The sequence below is a fragment of the Cedecea neteri NBRC 105707 = ATCC 33855 genome, from assembly GCF_001571265.1.
GTDB classification, from domain to species: domain Bacteria; phylum Pseudomonadota; class Gammaproteobacteria; order Enterobacterales; family Enterobacteriaceae; genus Cedecea; species Cedecea neteri.
The window spans coordinates 1-17,616 of sequence record NZ_BCTL01000012.1 but is presented as its reverse complement, the minus strand read 5'-3'; the positions used below and the strand labels follow the sequence as shown (position 1 = coordinate 17,616).

Below are 17,616 nucleotides of genomic sequence, written 5' to 3'. Positions count from 1 at the left end.
CAGGAGGCCAGATGCAAAACAGAGAACCCGACGCGACGGACAGAAGGATTGTGATCGGCACGATCGTTGCGGTGCTGTGCTTTTATATTGCGATTGCGTTGGGATCGCTTTGAGGCACTGGCGGCAAAAAAGTGCGCTTTACCGGGTATTTGTCATAATGACCACCGGGTTTCACTGCGGCGAATAATCATGATCAAATCCCTGTATATCGACAACTATCGTTCCGTGCGCAAGCTTTCCATTGATTTGGGAAGGTTGAACGTGGTGTTTGGGCCGAACGGGTGCGGTAAGTCTAATATTTATAAGGCGATCCACCTGATCCACGGCGCGGGAAGTGGACAATTGTCTCACTGGCTTTCTGATGAAGGCGGGATCCAGAAAGCGATGTGGGCGGGAGATCGCGCCCGGGGTTACGCCAGCGCGCCGCGCAGGCTGACGCTGGCGGTAGAAACCGACACGTTTGAATATGAGCTGCAGGTGGGTTTCCCCGAACCGCTGCCGTACCCGACGATGTTTGGCCTCGATCCTATCGTTAAAGAGGAGCAAATCTGGCTCAGTGGCTACCGGCGCCGCCCTTCGTCGTCGGTAATGCAGCGGCGTAATCAGACGGTGTTCCTCAATAACGTCAACGGCGAAAAGGTCACTCACGCCGCCACGCTGTATGAAAATGAATCCCTCTTTGGCCAGCTTGGTGAGCCGCACCTTTACCCGGAAGTTTCCAGCGCCAGGGAGACGCTGCGTAACTGGCGCTTCTATCACGAGTTCGATATTTCCAAAGGGGCAGGCCTGAGGCTACCGCAGGTGGGCTACCGGTCTCCTGTACTGTCCGGCGATGGTCTGAATCTGGCCGCTGCGTTTCAGACCATCGTCGAAATTGGCGACAGTGAGCTGATGTTTACCGTGCTGGATGAGGCCTTCCCGGAGTGTACGTTTTTCTGCGATAACACCGGTGGGCGCTTCCAGATGATGATGAACCGACTGGGGATTAACCGGCCTCTGGAGGCTGCTGAATTTTCTGACGGCACGCTGCGTTTTCTCTGCCTGACGGTAGCGCTACTCAGCCCAAGGCCGCCACAGTTTATTGCCCTCAACGAGCCGGAAAATAGCCTGCATCCGCAAATGCTCCCGGCGCTTGCCCGTCTGATTGCCGAGGCCAGCCGCTATACGCAGATTTGGCTCACCAGCCACTCGCCTGAACTGGCAACCCTTATCGAAAAACACGCGTCGTTCACGCTATACGAGTTAGGTATTGAGAAAGGGGAAACCACGATGGCCCAGCTCGCATAACGCCGCTTTCCCTTCCCCGTCAGGAGAAGGGAAACGTAAGGTTACAGGCTACCGGCGATGGTGATGTAGTCGGTATAAAGCTGCGGTGCGCCGGAAAACGACGCCAGTTCGCGCCATTCGTCGTACATCCTTTCGCTTTCCTGATGTTCCTTCACGAACTGCAGTGATTTCTCCGTGGAAACGTCGAGTTCCGGGTGGAAAGAGTTCAGCGAGGCCAGGCTTTCTATCTCGAGCATCACCAAATATTGCTCGATGCGGTTGCCCCCGGTGCCTTTCAGCATATGGAATTTCCAGCCCGGATAGTCGTCGATGCGGTGAACGTTGTCCCGGATAAACGCATCGAAAGTCTGCGGGGAAACGCCCGAGCGTAGCGCCAGATTATGCAGCCCGAGCACGCGTTTAATCGGCTCCTGCCCGTCCCGTAGCTGGTAGTTTGGCCCTTCCGCCAAAGAGCTATGTTCGTTTTCAGCGAGCTGCTGATAGGTGGAGAAAATCGTTGGCAGCTCGCCAAACGTCGCGAAGGTTTTCCAGGTGTTGATAAGCTCGACGCCCGTCGGATGATCGCGCCAAAAAGCACGAGCCTGCTCCGTTTGTTCCCCCTGGCTATCAATATAGCGCGAGTAGCTGTCGGCATTTTCTGCTTCGTACAGCATCAGATATTGGTTCTGACGCTCGCCGCGCAGGCCTTTCAGCAAGGTCCATCGCCAGCCCGGATAGGCCGGGATCTGCACGCCTTTGGCCTGAACAAAGGCTTCAAACGTCTCTTCGGTTACCCCCTTTTTCAGGTTAAGGCCCACATAGTGAAGGCTGAATACTGCCGGTGATGATTGACTCATACAAACTCCTGTTTCATTAACGCTGGCGAGAAATAAACGGCGAACCTGAAGCCACAAACAAAAGCAGCAACAGAGCACCGCTGAAGGTCAAACTGAGCCCAATGTGATGGGCGATAAAGCCAATCAGCGCGGGCCCCGCAAGCAGGCCGCTGTAGCCAAAAAGTGTGACGGCAGGGATAGCGAAATCCGCTGAAATTCCGGGCTGATTACCGGCAGAGGTGAAGAGAATGGGGATAATGTTGGCGAGTCCGGCCCCGATCAGGATAAACCCCGGCAAGGTGCCCCAATGGGTGAAGACAAGCAGGACAATCCCGGCGGCGGCAATGGTGCAGCCGAGGAGCAGCACCAGCTTGCCGCCCAGAGCGCTGACCAGACGATCGCCGCTGAGCCGCCCAAGGGTGACGGTGAGGGAATACAAGGTGTAGCCGAAGCCCGCGAGCGAAGCGCTCATGCCTCGCTCTGAGGTCATAAATACCGCCGACCAGTCCAACATGGCGCCTTCAAGCATGAAGACGAAAAAACAAAGTACCGCGATGACCAGCACCGGCGGATGGCTCAGGACGCGTAGCGTTTCGCCCTTGCCGCTTGTGGCACTGCTCTGTTTGGGCAAAATGTTCCGGGAAGAAGCGGCGAGCAGCAAAGCAAGAAAAATGCCAATAGCGGACACGGCAAGCAACGGCGTTGCCCCCAGCCACAGAAAGAAGCTGACGCAGCCCGCGCCGGCAATGCTGCCGATGCTGTAAAAGCCGTGAAAGCCGGACATTTTTGCCTGCTCGCTTTCCTGTTCGACCACAACGGCGTGGGCATTCATTGCGACGTCGAGCATGCCGTTGAAGGTGCCGAACAGCAGCAAAGCCAGCGCCATGGCTTCGCGCTGGTCAAACAGCATCAGCAGCGGTAAATCCACGGCAAGCCCCAGCACGCTGAGGATCATCAGCCGACGGCCGCCGAACCGTGTAATCAGGCGGCCGGTAAACGGCATGACGAGCATTGAGCCTGCGGCTATGCAAAAGAGCAGTAGTCCTAAAGCGCCGTCGTTAATATCCAGCCGCGCTTTGGCAAAAGGAATAAGCGGAGCCCACGACGACATGGCTAAACCGGCCATAAAAAATATGGCGCGTGTGGCATGTTGTTCCCGCGACTGTACGTCCGCCAGGGTTGGGGTTGAGTTAATCGTCATAGTAATTTCGTGACTCAGTGTATGGATTCACTCGCGTGAATGCGTCGTGCCCGGTCCTTCGGGCACGCGCGGCGGCAAGGGTTAATTGAGACTTTCTGCTACCGAGAGGTAATCGGTATAGATTTGCGGCGACCCGGAAAACGAGGCGAGCTTTTTCCATTCCTCGTACATTTGTTTGGTATCGCGGTGCGCCCTGGCAAATTTTGCCGCTTCGTCGGTGGCGATATCCGGCTCGGGGTAAAAGACATCCAGCGCCTCCAGGCTGGCGATTTCCATCAGCACCACATACTGATCGAGTCGGTTACCGCGCTCTCCTTTTAACAACCGGAACTTCCAGTCCGGGTAATCTTCAATCCGCTGATGATTGCCCTCGATAAAGCTTTCAAACTGTTCGGCGCTGACGTCAGGGCGCAGCGCGAGGTTGTGAATACCTATCACCCGAGCAACCGGGGGCTGCTGCTGGTAGCGGGGGCCCGGCTTGACGGTGCTTTTCTGATTTTCGGCCAGCAGGCGATAATCAGTGAACAGCGTAGGCAGTTCGCTGAAGGTCCCGTAGCTGCGCCATTCGGCCAACAGCACTTCCGCATCCGGATGCTGCCGCCAGAACTCGCGGGCCTGTTCGGTCTGGTTGCCGTCTGCGGCCATATAGCGATCCCGTATTGCCGCATTTTCGATTTCAAACAGCATCAGATATTGCCCGGCACGTTCGCCACGCAGCCCGCGAAGCAGCGTCCAGCGCCAGCCCGGATAGCAGGGAATATGCACGCCTTTGTTTTGCACAAAGGTTTCAAAGGCCTGCGAGGTAATGCCCGCTTCGGTGTCTATCGCGATGTAAAACAGGCTGAAAACCGGCGTGGTTGAAGAGTGGCTCATGCGTTACACCTGCTCTGCGTCGGCTGAGATAAATTGGGTGTTAATGATGGCTTCAACCAGCGTGACGCCGATGGGCGTTAGCGTGACCACGCCCTGCTTAATCACCACGAGTTCTTTTGCCTGCAGCTTTTCCAGCGTCGGTTTGATGATGCGGTTTTCAAAAAAGCTGTTGCCGTTGAAACGAGTTGCGAACACGGCGTCGTCAACCGGAATCAGCGTGGAGAGGGCCATTTTGAAGGCGTTAACTTCGCGCTGTTCCGGTGAAATACCGTGGCTTTCTTCGATAGGCAAGCGGCCTTCGTCGAGGTACTGCTTATATTGCTTATAGCCGGTAATGTTGATGGCTTCGGCGCGGGTGCATTTCGAACTGCCGCCCAGGCCAATGGCGACTTCGGGATACTGTTTATCCAGATCGGTGATTAGCCCTTTCCACTTTTCAGCTTCCAGGTGGTTCTGGTGGAAATACATCGTGGGGTGTTCGCGATAGCCTTCGTTGAGATATTTTTCGACCAGTTCGCGCATTTGGTATTGCTTGCCCAGCCCCGGGAACGTCATGCTGTTCATGTTGATCAGGCCTTTTTTCTGCCAAAGGCTTTCGCGTTCGCCGGAAACGCCGGTGCGCGTTTTCATGAACTCTTCCATGTGCAGCTTGGTGCAGACTACGTGGGAGAGATCCAGCTCCAGGGTGCGCTCCATGTCGTACTTCACGTCATCCACGGTTTGGCCCAGCATGCCGTAGATAAGATCGACGCTGACCCAGTCGATGCCCTGTTCCCGTGCGCTGCGGATGGTCTCTTCACACTCATCGGCGGTGTGCTGGCGGCCACAGGCGGCAATAATAGCGTCGTTAAAGGATTGGGTGCCGAAGCTGATTTTGCTGAAGCCCAGCTCTTTCAGAATGCCGATGTATTCACGGTTTAATGTCCCAGGTTCGCCTTCAAAGCGAAGCGTTGCCGCCGAGAAATTAAAGTGTGTGTAATAGAAATCCATCAGCCGACGCAGTTCCGGCTCCGGGAGCAGGGAAGGCGTGCCGCCAAAGATGTTGAATTCGCCAATTTCCGCCTTTGACAGGCTTGGCACTTTTTCCAGCCACATCTTCGCTTCTTTAATGTTGTAGTCCACGAGATCCCGGAATACACCTTCTGCCGAAGGCGATTTCGGATTGAGGATCACCGTTGGATACTGGCAGAAGTGGCAGCGGTAACGGCAGGTGGGGATATAGGCCCACAGATGGATCTGTTTCGCAGCCCGAATGTCGTGCTCCATATCGGCAAAAAACGATGTCAGCGGGTAGTGCTCAATGTCACCGGGAAACACATGGCAGCCAAAAGGATCTTTGTGGACGTAGTCCAGAAAAGCCTCGTTATCCGGTTGGGAGAGGAAGTCGTAAACCGCCGGAACAGGGTAAGCCGGGTCGAGATCTTTTAATGACGCGATAGCTTCGGTATTCATCAGAAAACACCTCCGTTGGCAAAGTAGTTGTGGGCTTCACCGGACTCGCGATCTTCACAGAAGTACCAGACGAAGCGTTCGAAATCTTTTTCCGCAACGTTGTCAAAACAGGCCGGGAGCGGAGGGGCAAAGCCAATGTCTTCCCCAACGGCATTGCGCAGCGCGGTGAATATCTCGTGGCGGAACTCGAAATAGAGCCGGTAGGCCGGCGTTTTGTAGCTATGAATCGGCTTGAAGTCGATGATGCTCATCTCACGCTTAATGGCGTGAATGCGCTGGTAAAGCCGCTCTGCAACCTGCGGGGAGAAAAAGGCTCGCACCCGTTCGTTCTCCAGCAAAATGTGCGGATTTAGCAGGGCCGGAAGAACGATGTTTTTCGGGATGTAGTCCTTAATGGAGTATTCCCAGCCCTGTCTGGCCTGTTCCTCGGTGAGGTCAATCAGCGTGTTGTTTTGGATTGAGACGTCCGGGCGCACGTCTTTCATGATGATGATGCCGTCGCTACCGTAGGCGATGCCGTTGATCACATCGTCAATGATGGTGTCAACGCGGCGGCTGTTGATTTCCACAAAGGATTCTTTGGCGTAAACAGGTTTGCCGCCCCAGGCGATGATCTTGATGCCGAAATCCCAGTCGTCGGACAGGTGCTCAACGAAGCGGCCTTTTTCCAACTGGTAGAAGATCTCAATGCCGCCAATTTTTTCGTACAGGTCGCGCTCAACGGCGAAGCCTTTGCCATCCGGGAAGCCGCCAAACAGCGAGAATGACACGTCGCGGCAGCGCAGGGTTTTTTGTATTTCGCGAAAAAGGTTGGGGCGCTGCTGGAAAGCCTCGCGGTTGTAGTAGTAATTGCAGGTGCCGAGGTCGCCATCGTCGGCAATCATTTTTTCTATCAGGGTATGCAGCCAGTAAGGATCCACGGTGCAGTCGGCATCGGCAGAAACAATATAGTGTTTATTGCTTTTTCCCAGCCGGGCATCACGCGCCCTTGAGCGCAGGGCCGCATAATCCATACCGCATTTACGGGCCGAAGAGACACCCTGAATCTTCTCCTGGATAATGTGCACATCCATCGCCGGATGTTTTTCTTTGAAGTGGTTTATCTTTGCCACGGAATCATCGCGGGAGTTGTTGTCCACGATAATCACTTCATAAGCGTCATGGGTTACCAATCGGCCATGAGTTTGTTGGTCAAATAACGAGGCCAGAACTTCATCTATTCGGTCGCTTTCATTGTAAACAGGCAGCACTACCGAGACGAAAATGTTATCGCGCATATCTACTCCTGGGGCGGTGATATTCAGAATGTCCATCACGTTGTTAGAAAGGATGTTTTTGCCGATGGCGAAGTTCTTCGCGGCAATACGGTCCATTTGAGGTTTATTGGTCAGCAGCAAAAAGACTTCGTTGATAAAGGCTTCGTCAGGCAGGCCGTCCTGCCCGTCTGAGATAGGCATTACCGGGGCTTCAAAGCCGTGCTGGCCGTAGACTTCCGGGTAATATTCATAGCGGGTGGTGATATAGCAGCGCTGGCTGCTGATCGCTTCACCAATCGGGTTACCGTAGCTGTCGTAGTCCCATGAGGTCAGGAACGACACCAGGTCACAGGAATGGTAGAGATCTTCTATGGTGATTTTCCCCAGGCTTTTGGGCATGAAGTTATGGTGCAGCGGGCCAAGAAATTTCACGTAGGGGGCAATGTCCAGCTCCTGTGCCAGGCGTTCCAACTCGCCTGCATGCGTGGCGTGTTCACGAGTATCACCGGCAATCAACAGCCAGACGGATTTATCAATATTGTGTTTTCTGAACAGATGGTTAAGGCGTTGCACCAACAGCACGTCTCGGTCCAGGCGCTTCTGCGGAATGATGCGCGTCGTTCGGGCAATGACTATGTCCCGTTCGGGAATGTTCAGGGATGCCCGGATGTTTTTCAGCGCCTGCTGCCCGGTAAAGCTGTAGGTATTTTTTACCACGTGAATATCGACTTCCCGGTGGCACCAGTGTTCCAGCTTTTCTTTGAGATCGTTATTCAGCGTAACGTAGCTAATAAAAGGGGATTTGACAGGTTTAATGGCATGGTTATACGGCGGTAACCCATACTTCATGATATTTTTTTCGCTGTTCCACATAAGGTCGTGATCGCGCCAGATAACAAAATTCCCTAACTGGTGACGATGGCCGTATTGTTCGATAGCGAGATAAAGCGCGTGGGTGTAAATAATATTTTCTGGCAGCGTGCCGTTTTCGACAATGACGGTGCAAATTCGAAGTTGCTCCCATTGAAGTAAAATTCTTTCGGCCAGGCTTTGGGCGGAATATTCAACGGCACGGATTATTTCTGCTTTTTCTTCAAATGAAACGGAAAGCCTTTCACTGATAAGTACGGCGTGGGCTTTCTCAATAAACTCCGGAGAATAATGGGGGACAGAGGTAATCCCGCTGATGCGCGTTAAGGTAAACGCATCGCGATAAATTTCGGGCTCATGATCGTAAGGCTTATTAAAATTTCCTTTGTCAACTTTAATGTCGTACCCGAGGTCGAGATAAGAGTTGATGCCTTTTTGCTTAAGACTTTGTGAGACTTTTAATGCTTCAACCGTAATACCCGATACGGCGACAGCATCAAAAGAGATAAACATGGCATACCTTTGACCATAAACATCCATGGCGACTACCCCTTTTAAGCGAAACTGCTACGCTTATTTGTTGTAAGCAATTGATACATCCCGAGTGGCTTCGTTTTCAATGGCGCCCGAAGCCCTTCGGAACCGGCAAAATCAGAAAACGTCGTTAGCGCCCTGCTGGCGCTGGCTTTCAAGTGCTGTATGTATCAACGTGCCTGCAAGAATAAGCTTGCGGGATAGCTAAACGCTGTAGCGTTCATCAGTGTTATATTTGTATTTATTTTTAGGCCGAGAGTGTTCGCCGGTTTTCTTAATTTTTCCGGTTCTCTTCATCTGGCATTTTTCTGATTTTATAATTTCATTTTATGATTTTTTGTCTGATATCGAATTCTCAAAAGTGGTTCAAAAGACCGTGCAATCTTAAACGTCTCTTTTTTTTGTCGTAAAGCGGGAACGTTCCAGTTGGTGAGCGTTATCACACATTCTGTTTTTGTTTTTAAAGCGATTTTTTTAATAACCTGACGAGCATTAATATTCATTTCAGGCCTTTTAAATAATGAATCAGGTAAGCGTTTAGATGTTGGTTTTAAAAAGTCAGTGAAAATTGGGAATGTTCCCAGTGTGGCGCGAATTTGCTGATGCTGATTCTGCTATTGTCACTGTCGCAAAGCTGACATTTGCGAAATATCTAAAGAGATTTCCCACTTTAAAATAATAAAAGAGCGCTCCCAGAAACGCAGAACCCTGAGTTTTGATATGGGAAGAGTAAAACTCACAGCAGGTGTTCGTAACTTATTATAAATATTGGGTTATTATTTAAATCATGACAAATAGTAAGGGGTAAGTGAATCGCCACCATTAAATATTTACTTACTATATGGGGCTTTTACAGAATCGGAATCGATAGTCTACGCGCGCGTTGATTGAAAGACTGAATGAAGATTTATCGAAATATTTGAATGAGTTAGCGGTTATGCCGACCCTGCAGACGACTATTAATCAAAGCAATAAAGTTCTAAGGCTAATGAGAATATATCGGGGTTGTTATTTGTGGGCATGGCAATATTTCGCCGGATACGGCTTTTGGCCAGGATGATGGGAGGTTTGCATCACTTTCTACAGGATAAATTCTGTGGAGAAATACCCAGGGATGAGGGGAAAACTGCCTCTTTCTGAGCGAAAGAGGCAGAGGGTGAAACTAAACCGGTAGGTCGATCAGCAGGCCGCGCAGGGGCGTATCGGCTACCAGAGTGATATTTGCTTCATCACGAATAAACGCGCCGTCGCCGCAGGTTAACGCTTCCTTCTCTTCTGTGGACGTCACCGCGTGCACCGTGCCGTGAATCGACTGCAGATAGGCTCGTGGGCCGTGAAGCTGGAAGCTTAACTGCTCCCCTTTTTCCATCTCAATATGGTGGACCCACACTTGCTGACGCAGCTGCAAACTGCGATTGCTGCCGTCCGGCGAGGCAATCAGCTGATGCGATGCTCCCGCTAATGGGATCTTCTGTACCTGTGGATTTTCACGGTCCGGGCAGGCATCCAGCCACAGTTGCATGCGCGTCAGCGATTTTTCCTTGCTGAGGTTGTGCTCGCTATAGCTGATGCCTGGCTGGGTGGAAAGCAGTAAGACTTCGCCAGCGCTGGCCTGAATATGGTTGCCTTCGCTGTCGCGGTATTCCGCTTCCCCTTCCAGAATCAGGTTGAGGATGTCTACTTTCGGGTAGCCGCGCGGTTGAAACGAGGCTCCGGGGGCCAGAACTTCCTGGTTGAGCACGCGCAGGGAGGCGTAACCCAGCAGTTTCGGGTCGAAGTAGTGTCCAAAAGAAAAGGTGTAGCGAGCCTGCAGCCATCCGTAGTCAGCTTTACCACACTGTTTGGCTGTTCTTGTCGTAATCATAATTCTTGACCTCTCTTTACACTAAACCCATGTTAAGGGTCTGGACGCTGCATTGTTAGCCAGTTAATCTGCTCGGTATGTTCAAATTTCCTGAATGAGAACGAAATGGCAAAAGAAAGGGCGTTGACGCTGGAAGCGTTAAGGGTCATGGATGCGATCGACAGGCGGGGGAGCTTTGCCGCTGCGGCCGACGAGCTGGGGCGTGTACCGTCCGCGCTTAGCTACACCATGCAAAAACTGGAAGAAGAGTTGGATGTGGTGTTGTTTGACCGATCGGGTCATCGCACCAAATTTACCAACGTGGGGCGTATGCTGCTGGAGCGAGGGCGCGTGCTGCTCGAGGCAGCGGATAAGCTGACCACCGATGCGGAAGCGCTGGCGCGGGGCTGGGAGGCAAACCTGACCATCGTCACTGAAGCGTTGGTGCCGACGGAAAAACTGTTCCCGCTGGTCGATAAACTGGCTGATAAAGCCGACACTCAATTGTCTATTTTTACCGAAGTGCTGGCCGGGGCCTGGGAGCGCCTGGAGCAGGGCAGGGCGGATATCGTTATCGCGCCGGATATGCACTTCCGCAGTTCCTCGGAGATTAACTCCCGCAAGCTTTACAAAGTGATGAGCGTTTATGTTGCCGCGCCGGACCACCCGATTCATCAGGAGCCGGAACCACTTTCTGAGGTGACTCGGGTGAAGTATCGTGGCGTGGCGGTGGCGGATACAGCCCGTGAAAGGCCGGTGTTAACGGTGCGCTTATTGGACAAGCAGCCGCGCCTGACGGTGAGCTCTATCGAAGAGAAGCGGCTGGCGCTGCTGGCCGGACTTGGTGTGGCGACGATGCCGTATCCACTGGTTGAGCAGGACATTGCCGAAGGTCGTCTGCGGGTGGTTAGCCCGGAATATACCAACGAGATTGATATTATTATGGCGTGGCGACGCGACAGCATGGGCGAGGCCAAAGCCTGGTGCTTACGCGAGCTACCCAAGCTGCTGAAATAAAAAAACGCGTTGGTTTTTGCCAACGCGTTTTTTTCCTTCCTTAAAATTACAGGCTGCCGGGTGTTCTGGCGGCTCTGCCCGCGGATTTAATCGTCTTACTGCTGCGCTGCCCGCCGAGGCTTTCCAGACGCATCTGGAACGGTGGGAACGGCATCTCAATGTTGTGCTCGCGGAAGCCCTGCAGAATCAGCTGGTGGATTTCGTGGCGCAGCGGCATACGGTGGCCCATCTCCGCTGCGTGAATACGCAGTTCGAACATCTGGATACCCTGCTGGAGATCGACCAGGAAAGCTTCCGGCGGTGGCGTATCGAGTACCAGCGTGCAGCGGTGCGCTGCTTCCAGCAGGACCTGGGTGACCTCTTCCGTATTCGCTTCTGACGGGGCCGGAATGGTGAGCACCACACGCGTGACCGAGTCCGAAAGTGACCAGTTGATAAACTGCTCGGTAATGAATGCCTGGTTCGGCACGATGATTTCTTTTCGGTCCCAGTCGCTGATGGTGGTCGCACGGGTGTTGATTCGCGTGATGGTGCCCGTCAGGTCACGGATGGTCACCGTGTCGCCGATACGTATCGGCTTCTCGAACAGAATAATCAGGCCAGAGACGAAGTTGGCGAAGATCTGCTGTAAACCGAAGCCCAACCCCACGCTGAGTGCGGCTACCAGCCACTGCAGCTTGGACCACTCAATCCCGATCATCGAGAAACCCACCAGCCCGCCAATCAGCAGCAGCAGATATTTGGTGATGGTGGTGATAGCGTAGCCGGTGCCTGGCGTTAAGTTCAGGTGTTGAAGAATGGCCAGCTCCAGCAGCGCGGGCAGGTTACGCACCAGCTGGGTGGTAATAATCAGCACCAGGATGGCAATCAGCACCGCGCCGAGCGTAATTGGCTCAATGCTTTCCACTCCCTGAACCGTTGAGGTCACGTCCCACAGCGTAATGTTGCCGAGGAAGCCAAACGCCGAGTGGATTTCGGACCACAGAAAAATCACCGACAGCAGGGCAATCAGCATCAGAATCGAGCGAACCAGGCGCAGAGACTGGGCGCTGATGGTATCGAGATCGACTTCCGGCTCGTCCACGGTTTCTACCGAGCCTTCGGTGCTGTTAGCATGCGCCGTATCTTCTTCCCCACGCGCTCGTTGGGCAAGGATTTCAGCCCGGCGGTGTTTAGCGCGGTCAAACGCCAGACGGCGGCGCTGGATAAGCATCCAGCGGCGGATGATGTGATAAACCACCAGCAGCAGGAACCAGATGGCTACGGAGGTTTCCAGACGGGCCAGCAGCGCCTGAGCCGTCATCAGATAGCCGACGATAGCCGCCAGAATCGCCATCAACGGAGCACAGAGCAGCAGGTTCCACAGAATGGTGTTCACGATGTTGTCGCCATCGCCCTGCTTATCGAGATAGAGCGGCAGCCCGGCGCGTTTCAGGCTGAGCGTAACGATAGCCAGCGCGCCGCAAATCATGATGAAGCAAAGCCTGCCCAACGAGGCTGAAAATTCCCGGTCGTTGAGATTGTCGAACATAATCAGCGCCATGATCAGCGGCACAATCAGGCCGATGCTCATGATGTAGTAGCGCATGGCCCGGCCTACGCGCTCGCGCGGCCAGCCGAAATGCACCACAAACAGCCCGGTAGGGCGGGCGAACGTCGCACAGATCATCACCCCCCAAAGCAGAGGCACCGTTGCGGTAACGCCGTCGCCTATTGCTACCGCGATGGGATAAGGCCACGCTTCTTGTAAACCATAACCCAGCGTTGCCCACAGCACGGGGAGTGGAGAAGCGACCAGAATCGACCAGAACACGGTGCGCAGCGTCAGGCGGAAGTGGTCTTGGGTCACTTTTCCGACTTTGGCGCTGGAGCGCTCGAGGAAGGCGGTGAAGTGGCGGCGCGAGCTAATGCTAAACCCAACCAGAATCAACGCGCCAAAGAGCGGCAGCAGCGTCTCTTTGCTGGTCACCATCATGATCGCGGCTTTACCCAACTGGCTAAAGGTATCCAGCGACACCAGACGTCGCAGATCCTGGACGATTTCCAGCGGCCAACTGATGCCGATTGGGCTGACGTCAGACGTCCAGAACAGGTAGCGGTGGGTCGCTTCGTTCACTTCTTTAAGCGCGTCTTCCAGCTGGCTGTTCGCCACTTTCAGCTTGGTTAATTCGAGAATCAGGGTATCGCCGCCCTGCAGCAGCGAGTTCAGCAGCTCGCGCTGGGTGCGAAGCTGCGCCTGCAGGATCTTATTTTGCTCGGCGGTCAGCGGGCTGCCGTCAGCCTGGCGAACCTGGCGTAGCTTGGCATGTTTATTGAGCAAATCTTCATAGTGCAGGCGTTCTACGCGCAGTTGAGCCAGCTCGGTGTCCAGCTGCTGCGGCTTTGGCATGTCCGGCAGGCGGGCAACCTGAGCGCGCAGTGCTTCACCCAGCACGTTAGAGACGCCCAGCCACTGGGACTGCTCGCGTAACGTGTTGAGCGCCTGGCGCACCTGCAGCGTCTGGTTATTGGCCTGACGTTGCTGAGAGGCCACCAGGTCCATACGCTGGGCCTGTTGATTGAGTGCCTGAGACAGTTCGCGGTTATTTTTGAACTGCTCGAATATTTCTGGCGGCAGGTTAGCGCTGGTTTCCGCCAGCAGCTCGGTGCTTTCCAGCGCCTGTTCCGCTTCACGTTGGCGCTGGCTGTTGAGCTGGTTTCTCAGGGCCTGGAGATAGGCGTCCAGCTGCGTACTCTGCTTTTGTGCCAGCTCGGCGCGCATACGCGCAAGCTCCTGGCGGTTGTTAGCGGAAAGCTGAGCAAGTTCGAGTTCATCAACCTGAGCCTTCAGGCGGGCGGATTCAGCCTGCAGCAGGAAGTGCTGGGCTTGGGCGAGGGGCGTGCTGCCGCTTTGCTGAGAGCCCGCGCGACGTTCAATGTCGTTGAGCTGCCGGCGTGTATCCGTTTGCTGTTGAGGGAGCTGGCTTAGCGAGTCGCTGATGTCGCGGGTTCTTTCCTGCTCCTGCTGGGCAAGACGGCTTTTGTCCAGAAGCTGGCTGCTGACCTGCAAAATCTCCTGGTTTAACGCGTCGCTGCTCATGCCCGGCGGCACTTCTTCAGGTTCATCGCGCAGGTTGGTCAGCTGTTTGCGTAGGGTTTGCGACAGCTTAGGAAAGTTATCAATGACTTGCTGGTATTGTTCGGCGCGTTCGAGTGAGGCTTTACGCTCGTCTAACGCGTTCAGCGCCGACTGGAGTGCTTCTACAATTTCCGCCTGGTTTGGCGTGTTTTTGGCGGCCTTAGCCTGCTCCAGTTCCTGCGAGATTTGTTTTGCATCGGGAGCCGTCGCTGCGTATGCCCCCAGGCTGAGGCACCAGGCCATCAGGAAAGTGATAATCAGGCGCACGTCAGTTACCTATAACGTTGCTGGAAAAGAGGGAAAGCCATGTTTCCCTCCTGGATGTTTTAGCAGAAAATCAATGGGTTGATTTTCGTTGTTAAGCGCCGTCGTTTTTCAGACGTTGGGGTTGCCAGCCGCCTGATTTTAGACGTTATTCTGCGGTTTTTGGTTCTTCGGATGCGTCTGCTTTGGTGGCCAGCACCTCGGCAGGGATTTCGCTCACCGGGACTTCAGGCTCAATGACGGGCTCGCTTGAGACGGCCAGCACTTCGCCAATTTTCGTGACTGACAGGCTTTTCAGCTGTTCTGCCAGGTTTACTTTGCCCGGTGCAAACAGGTTAATCACCGTCGAGCCCAGCTTGAAGCGGCCCATTTCCTGACCTTTCAGCAGCGCAACAGCGCCTTCGCTTTCGCCTGCAGGCCAGGTCCAGCGTTTAATAACGCCTTCACGTGGTGGCGTAATAGTGCCGGCCCAAACGGTTTCGATGCTGCCAACAATGGTAGCACCAACCAGAATTTGCGCCATTGGCCCAAACTCGGTATCGAACAGGCAGATCACGCGCTCATTACGGGCAAACAGGTTAGGCACGTTTTGCGCGGTCAGGTGATTCACGGAGAATAGATCGCCTGGCACATAGATCATTTCACGCAGAATACCGTTACACGGCATGTGCACGCGGTGGTAGTCGCGAGGTGAAAGGTAGGTTGTGGCGAAGCTGCCGTTGCGGAACAGGTCGGCCATCAGGTAGTTACCTGCCAGCAGTGCTTCCAGGCTGTAGTTATGGCCTTTCGCCTGCAGGATTTTGTCTTCTTCGATGCGGCCCAACTGGCTGATTACGCCGTCGGCAGGCATGACCAGCACGCTCGGATCGGTATTGACCGGGCGAACGTCATCGCGAAGCGGACGCACAAAGAAGTCGTTGAAGGTACGATAAGCTGCGGTGTCCGGCTTCTGCGCCTCGTTCATGTCTACTTTGTAGTATTTGACGAACAAATCGATGACCAGTTTGGTCAGCCAGCCAGCACGTTTGCTCGCGCCCCAGCCCGCCAGGCGAGTCAGCCACAGTTTTGGCAGAATGTACTGCAGCGAAAGTTTAATGTTGTCTAACAAAATAGCCTCCTGGCTAAATGCCCTTGTATGCGGGCCGATACAGAAAAGGGGGCGATTCTAGCGACGCCCAGCTTAATTGTCAGTTGTCAGTATCAGAAAAGCTTTTACGCGTTTTTACCTGCGCCATGCTTTCCAGAATACGGTGATAGTTTTCGAAACGTGTTTCGGCTATTTCACCTTTCTCCACGGCCTCACGCAGGGCACAGCCTGGATCGTTGTCGTGGCGGCAGTCGCGATATTTGCAACGGCCTAAATAATCATGGAATTCGACAAATCCGTGGGTGATTTGTTCAGGTTCCAGGTGCCAAAGACCAAACTCACGCACGCCGGGGGAGTCTATGACATCGCCGCCGCCAGGGAAGTGATAAAGGCGAGAGGCGGTGGTGGTGTGCTGACCGAGGCCGGAAACGTCGGAAACGTCATTCACCAGAATTTGCTTGTCGGTGAAACCTAACAGGTTGTTCAGCAGGCTTGATTTCCCTACGCCGGATTGCCCCGCAAAGATGCTGATGCGGCCTACGAGTTCAGCTTCAAGGTCTTTAAGCCCTTCCGCTTTGTAGCTGGAGACCATCAGCACGCGATAGCCAATTTTGCGGTAGATATCCATCTGCTCGTTAACGAAGGCGCGGCCTTCATCATCCAGCAGGTCAGTTTTGTTCAGTACCAGCAGCGGCTCAACGTCGAGGGTTTCGCAGGCTACAAGGTAACGGTCGATGATATTCAGCGACAGCTCCGGCAAGATGGCCGAAACGATGATGATTTGGTCGATGTTTGCCGCAATCGGTTTTACGCCATCGTAAAAGTCTGGACGGGTCAGTACGGAGGTTCGCTCGTGTACCGCCTCTACGATCCCTTTTTTAGAGATGCCTTCGGCGGCCTCTTTCGCTAAGCGCCAGACTACCTTGTCGCCGGTAACCAGCGAACGAATGGTGCGACGAATGTTGCAGCGGTGCACTGTGCCTTCATGCGACTCGACGTCTGCATGCTGGCCAAAGCGGCTGATTACCGTGCCTTCGCGCGGTTCACCAAACTGGGCATCGTCGTAGTCGGCTTTCTCCACGGTTTTTGTCAGACGACGCTGGTGGTTTGCGTTGACGCGGCGCTGTTGTCCTTTGGAGAGTTTATTTTTGCTCAAGCGTACTGGCTCCTGGTCGCCCCTGGTGGGCAAAACCTCTATGATACACACTATTTTATACGAATTAACCCATCGTCAAGGGTGGGCGACGCACAAGAAGGGTGGAAAATAGCATGAGTGGAAACGAAAACAATCTGATTTGGATTGATTTAGAAATGACCGGTCTGGATCCCGAGCGGGATCGCATTATTGAGATTGCTACCCTGGTGACCGATGCCAACCTGAACATTCTGGCAGAAGGGCCGACCATTGCGGTACATCAGTCCGATGAACAGCTGGGGTTGATGGACGACTGGAACGTTCGTACCCATACCGCCAGTGGCCTGGTTGAGCGGGTGAAGGCAAGTACGATTGACGATCGTGCGGCTGAGCTGGCGACGCTGGAATTCCTGAAGCAGTGGGTGCCGGCGAATACTTCCCCAATTTGCGGGAACAGCATCGGGCAGGATCGTCGCTTCCTGTTTAAGTACATGCCCGAGCTGGAAGCCTACTTCCATTATCGTTATCTCGATGTGAGCACGCTGAAAGAGCTGGCGCGCCGCTGGAAGCCGGAAATTCTGCCGGGCTTTAAAAAGCAGGGGACTCACCAGGCGATGGACGATATTCGCGAGTCTGTGGCGGAGCTTGCCTACTACCGTGAGAATTTTATTAAGCTTTAAAAACAGTCCCCTTACCGAAAGGTGAGGGGAAAATAACCAATGTCGACGATAAAATAATCATCATGGCGATTTAACCAGCAGTCAGACAAAAATCGCGAAAAAAAACGTTTGAGGGCTTGCGACAAAAACGAATTCTCGTATAATGCGCCTCCCGTACCGATGCAGAATTTGCAGCGTTACACAG

The 17,616-nt window shown here is 53.8% G+C and carries 12 protein-coding genes; 3 read left to right on the top strand and 9 right to left on the bottom strand.

Annotation, left to right across the window (positions count from 1 at the left end):
- Nucleotides 1–189: 189 nt before the first annotated feature.
- Nucleotides 190–1,287 (top strand): AAA family ATPase, encoded by a 1,098-nt coding sequence (locus CNE01S_RS06670; protein ID WP_061274517.1) that lies wholly within the window; start codon nt 190–192, stop codon nt 1,285–1,287.
- A 41-nt stretch (nt 1,288–1,328) separates the two neighbouring features.
- Here the strand turns inward: CNE01S_RS06670 and CNE01S_RS06665 are convergent, their stop codons facing one another.
- From CNE01S_RS06665 to CNE01S_RS06640, 6 genes are all read right to left on the bottom strand, one after another.
- Nucleotides 1,329–2,123, bottom strand: coding sequence for a hypothetical protein (locus CNE01S_RS06665; protein ID WP_061274515.1), 795 nt, complete (start codon nt 2,121–2,123; stop codon nt 1,329–1,331).
- A 16-nt stretch (nt 2,124–2,139) separates the two neighbouring features.
- Nucleotides 2,140–3,303 carry an MFS transporter gene (locus CNE01S_RS06660; RefSeq protein WP_061274513.1) on the bottom strand — a complete coding sequence of 388 codons (1,164 nt, stop codon included), beginning with the start codon at nt 3,301–3,303 and terminating at the stop codon, nt 2,140–2,142.
- Nucleotides 3,304–3,384: 81 nt separating this feature from the next.
- Complete coding sequence (locus CNE01S_RS06655) at nt 3,385–4,176, bottom strand: hypothetical protein (protein WP_061274510.1); 792 nt, start codon at nt 4,174–4,176, stop codon at nt 3,385–3,387.
- 3 nt (nt 4,177–4,179) lie between these two features.
- Nucleotides 4,180–5,628, bottom strand: coding sequence for a radical SAM protein (locus CNE01S_RS06650; protein ID WP_061274508.1), 1,449 nt, complete (start codon nt 5,626–5,628; stop codon nt 4,180–4,182).
- Nucleotides 5,628–8,267: a glycosyltransferase gene (locus CNE01S_RS25720; RefSeq protein ID WP_245874330.1), complete on the bottom strand. Its 2,640-nt coding sequence runs from the start codon at nt 8,265–8,267 to the stop codon at nt 5,628–5,630. Before CNE01S_RS25720 ends, CNE01S_RS06650 begins: the two co-directional genes overlap by 1 nt.
- A 1,183-nt stretch (nt 8,268–9,450) precedes the next feature.
- The gene (locus CNE01S_RS06640; RefSeq protein ID WP_061274503.1) at nt 9,451–10,152 is read right to left on the bottom strand and encodes a pirin family protein; all 702 of its coding nucleotides are present in this window, start codon (nt 10,150–10,152) and stop codon (nt 9,451–9,453) included.
- A gap of 105 nt (nt 10,153–10,257) precedes the next feature.
- On the opposite strand from CNE01S_RS06640, the gene CNE01S_RS06635 reads away from it, so the two are divergent.
- Nucleotides 10,258–11,148, top strand: a complete 891-nt coding sequence (locus tag CNE01S_RS06635) for a LysR family transcriptional regulator (RefSeq protein ID WP_008453630.1) — start codon at nt 10,258–10,260, stop codon at nt 11,146–11,148.
- 46 nt (nt 11,149–11,194) lie between these two features.
- On the opposite strand, the gene mscM is transcribed toward CNE01S_RS06635, so the two are convergent.
- The 3 genes from mscM to rsgA form a co-directional block, all read right to left on the bottom strand.
- The gene (gene mscM / locus CNE01S_RS06630) at nt 11,195–14,533 is read right to left on the bottom strand and encodes a miniconductance mechanosensitive channel MscM (protein WP_061274500.1); all 3,339 of its coding nucleotides are present in this window, start codon (nt 14,531–14,533) and stop codon (nt 11,195–11,197) included.
- A 145-nt stretch (nt 14,534–14,678) separates the two neighbouring features.
- The gene (gene asd / locus CNE01S_RS06625; protein ID WP_061274498.1) at nt 14,679–15,638 is read right to left on the bottom strand and encodes an archaetidylserine decarboxylase; all 960 of its coding nucleotides are present in this window, start codon (nt 15,636–15,638) and stop codon (nt 14,679–14,681) included.
- A gap of 79 nt (nt 15,639–15,717) precedes the next feature.
- Nucleotides 15,718–16,773 (bottom strand): small ribosomal subunit biogenesis GTPase RsgA, encoded by a 1,056-nt coding sequence (rsgA, locus tag CNE01S_RS06620; protein ID WP_061274495.1) that lies wholly within the window; start codon nt 16,771–16,773, stop codon nt 15,718–15,720.
- A gap of 113 nt (nt 16,774–16,886) precedes the next feature.
- On the opposite strand from rsgA, the gene orn reads away from it, so the two are divergent.
- Nucleotides 16,887–17,432, top strand: a complete 546-nt coding sequence (gene orn, locus CNE01S_RS06615; protein WP_061274493.1) for an oligoribonuclease — start codon at nt 16,887–16,889, stop codon at nt 17,430–17,432.
- Nucleotides 17,433–17,616 lie beyond the last annotated feature (184 nt).